This is a genomic window from Microcystis sp. LE19-10.1B, assembly GCF_027530565.1.
GTDB classification, from domain to species: Bacteria; Cyanobacteriota; Cyanobacteriia; order Cyanobacteriales; family Microcystaceae; genus Microcystis; species Microcystis aeruginosa.
Genome location: NZ_JAPZQM010000056.1, coordinates 1 through 2306, shown reverse-complemented (window position 1 = coordinate 2306; position 2306 = coordinate 1). Strand labels below are relative to the sequence as shown.

Sequence of the window (2306 nt, the reverse complement as noted above, 5' to 3'; positions counted from 1 at the left end):
GGGCAAGACTTTTAGGGCTATTTTGCGGATATTCTATCAGTATAGACCTCGTTTCCACACAGAAACCAGAAGAGCCAAATCTATTGCCCTATTTTAGTTGAAACAGTCCACTAGGAGTAGATTAGTTGATTAGTTGCTTACCAAATTACTGAAGAATAGAAACTAGCTATTTTTTGATCTGCGGTGATAACATTTGCTTTATCTCTTTGGGTGATCGCCACAACTACTCTATCTACCGGATCTCGATGTTCCCATTTTAACCTAACACTGTCGAGCCAAATTTCCTCATTGATCGGGATAATCCGAACAACATCAGATTTTTTTAGAGTTGCAATATAATCATCTATGTTCACTCCTAAATCTAATTTGCGGTTGTTAACCTTAATGGCTATTTCCCAGATTGCTGTTGATGGTACTAAACCATTTTTTTGCTGTTCCATCTGTTCACAAGCTTCCTTGGCTTTTTGAGAAAGTTTGTCGGGATCTAAACTCCACCAGATTAAGGCGCAAGTATCAAGAACAATTTTTATACTTCCGTCCATTCTTCGGTTGTTGGGGTAGTTAAATCTTCAAAATACTGAACCTTGCCTCGCATATTCTTAAACAATTCCGCCGTTGAATAACTTTTTTGATAGGGAGAAATTCTCGCCACTGGTTTAGTCCCTTCTGTCACTAAAATTTCTTCTCCTTGTAACTCCACAATTTGCAATAATTCTAGTAAATTAGCTTTTAACTGAGTTTTGTCAACAGTTTTCATAAAAAAATTTTCCTTGGTATCCTATTGTGAATCTAAATCTTCTAGCACTGGTGAGCCAAGGAAAAGGGAGACAACAGAAGAGCAAAAACCTGTACTCCCCCGCTCCCCCTCTCCCCGAGCAATGCTTCTCCCCGTGTCAGGTATCCGAAAGCCAGGAATTAACTAGGGTTGTAGGTCAATTCCTTGAGGCAAACCGTGCGCCCTGGCAAGGAGAAAAAGACTTTTGACCTGATTTGAGGTTCGTGCTAAAATCGGAGGGATTACTCTGCGTCGTCTCCCGCAAAAGGCAGTTCGTACCACTCTTCACAATTGCCATTCCCATCCTCTCCCACACAAAAAGTTCCCCAATCAAGTTGAGCGATCGCATTGCCATTACGAGAGACGGTAGCGGTATTTTCCCGTTGGACAGGAGCAGCATTGCGGGGTGTCAGTTTTTTAGTTTTCATGGGGTAAGTCCTCCATTATTGTTGTTGAGTTCAGTCATACCACCTTTTTTCTGCCGAATCAATAGTTTTTAAGTGAATTTGTGTTAAGTTTTTGTTAAGCTTAGATCAGCACTTGTCAATATTTTTGTGAGAATTTTAACCTTTTGATCCAAGATTCAAATTCGTTGTAAGATGATATGTAATCAGAAAGTTATTCTCATTATTTCTTGAGGTCTAAAAAGATGACAAGAGTTGTTACCCTAGAAGATGCCTTAGAGATAGTCAAACAGCTTTCTCCTCTAGACAAAGTACGTCTAATTGAAAAAGTGACTCCTGATATTAAACAACAGTTAGTGGTTACTACCCATCAACCTCGTAAATCTTTGCGGGGATTATGGCGAGGTGCCAACATCAGTGATGCAGATATCGCTGATGTAAAACAACAGATAGGAGCTAACTTTCCTCGTGAGGATATTTGATGAGTGATGCAGTGACCGATACTCATGCTTTGATTTGGTATTTAGAGGATAGTCCACGCTTGAGTTCTACAGCTAACCAAACATTTGAACAATGCGATCGCGGTGAAATTGTCATTTATATTCCAACTATCTGTTTAATAGAGATAATTTATCTGCAAGAAAAAGGACGTATTGCACCTGAACTAAAATCCCAATTAGATGCAGAGTTATTAGCTGGTAATAGTGGGTTTATCTTAGCTGATTTGACTGCCGAGGTTGTCAATGTTTTGGCGACCGTATTACGAACTGCCGTACCTGATTTACCTGACAGAATAATTGCCGCTACAGCCTTTCACCTTGGTTTACCGCTTATTAGTTGTGATAGGAGAATGCCTCTTACAGGTATCTCTTTAATTTGGTGATTTGCGATTAATTGAGTCAGTAAATTAGCTTTTAAACTGCGTCCATTGTGGGAACTGTAGTTTTTTGAAATACCTTCTAGGGATAAGTCCCCCTTTTGAAGGGTAGGGCTGATTCATTCTCCGAATCTAATTCTTTTTTTGCTACCTTTAATCGCTTATGAGGTAAGCAAAGCACGACGTTTTTAAAAATTTTCAGCTATGTATTTCGAGAAATCGACTAAAAACGTTGCCAGATAAGGACTTG

Annotated in this window: 5 protein-coding genes; 2 read left to right on the top strand and 3 right to left on the bottom strand. The window is 39.4% G+C overall.

From position 1 onward, the window contains the following. Positions 1 to 137 precede the first annotated feature (137 nt). From O9332_RS02155 to O9332_RS02145, 3 genes are all read right to left on the bottom strand, one after another. The gene (locus O9332_RS02155) at positions 138 to 542 is read right to left on the bottom strand and encodes a type II toxin-antitoxin system VapC family toxin (RefSeq protein WP_002762720.1); all 405 of its coding nucleotides are present in this window, start codon (positions 540 to 542) and stop codon (positions 138 to 140) included. Further along, entirely contained in the window at positions 527 to 757 is a 231-nt protein-coding gene (locus O9332_RS02150; RefSeq protein ID WP_002762718.1) for a type II toxin-antitoxin system Phd/YefM family antitoxin, read from the bottom strand. Before O9332_RS02150 ends, O9332_RS02155 begins: the two co-directional genes overlap by 16 nt. 260 nt (positions 758 to 1017) lie before the next feature. Continuing rightward, entirely contained in the window at positions 1018 to 1203 is a 186-nt protein-coding gene (locus O9332_RS02145; protein ID WP_002762716.1) for an anacyclamide/piricyclamide family prenylated cyclic peptide, read from the bottom strand. Between the two features lie 221 nt (positions 1204 to 1424). Between O9332_RS02145 and O9332_RS02140 the strand changes: the two genes are divergently transcribed. Further along, entirely contained in the window at positions 1425 to 1661 is a 237-nt protein-coding gene (locus O9332_RS02140; RefSeq protein ID WP_002762714.1) for a hypothetical protein, read from the top strand. Then, the gene (locus tag O9332_RS02135) at positions 1661 to 2062 is read left to right on the top strand and encodes a type II toxin-antitoxin system VapC family toxin (RefSeq protein ID WP_002762712.1); all 402 of its coding nucleotides are present in this window, start codon (positions 1661 to 1663) and stop codon (positions 2060 to 2062) included. The genes O9332_RS02140 and O9332_RS02135 overlap by 1 nt, the downstream gene beginning before the upstream one ends. The last annotated feature ends 244 nt before the right edge of the window (positions 2063 to 2306 follow it).